Here is a 576-nt window from a genome sequence, read left to right on the forward strand (position 1 = left end):
ATGCGGGTCAAGGATTCTGTGGTGGTTATTACCGGCGCTTCAAGCGGCATCGGCCGGGCCGCCGCACTTCGCTTCGCGGGCAAGGGTGCGCGGCTGGTGTTGGCTGCCCGCGGGGCGAAAGCCCTCGAAACAGTGGCCAGGGAGTGCAGGAAGCGCGGCGCCAAGGCCCTTGCGGTTCCCACCGATGTCACTGATCCTGACGCGGTGGAGGAGCTGGCGGCGCGGGCCGTCCGGGAGTTCGGACGCCTGGACGTATGGGTCAACAACGCGGCCGTGGGTGCCTTCGGCCGGCTGTCCGAGGTGCCGCCAAAAGAATTCCAGCGCGTCCTGGACATCAATATTTCCGGCTATGTCAATGGTGCACGCGCGGCACTGGCCCGCCAGATTGCCCAGGGATCGGGCACCCTGGTCAACGTTGCCTCGATTGTGGGGGAAATCCAGTTGCCCTACTCCGCGGCGTATTCCATCTCCAAGGCCGCAAACCGTGCCCTCAGCGTCAGCCTGCGTTCGGAACTGGCACGCGACGGAGTGTCAGGGGTCAAGGTGTGCACCGTGCTTCCAGCCACCATTGATACG

General features: G+C 65.1%; 1 protein-coding gene. It reads left to right on the forward strand.

Features of this window, described 5'->3' with window-relative positions:
- Positions 1 to 18 precede the first annotated feature (18 nt).
- The coding region (locus P2Q66_RS04265) for an SDR family NAD(P)-dependent oxidoreductase (protein WP_275725874.1) at positions 19 to 576 on the forward strand (558 nt) is incomplete at its 3' end.

The sequence above is a fragment of the Arthrobacter sp. Cr_A7 genome (genome assembly GCF_029222765.1).
Classification (GTDB): Bacteria; Actinomycetota; Actinomycetes; order Actinomycetales; family Micrococcaceae; genus Arthrobacter.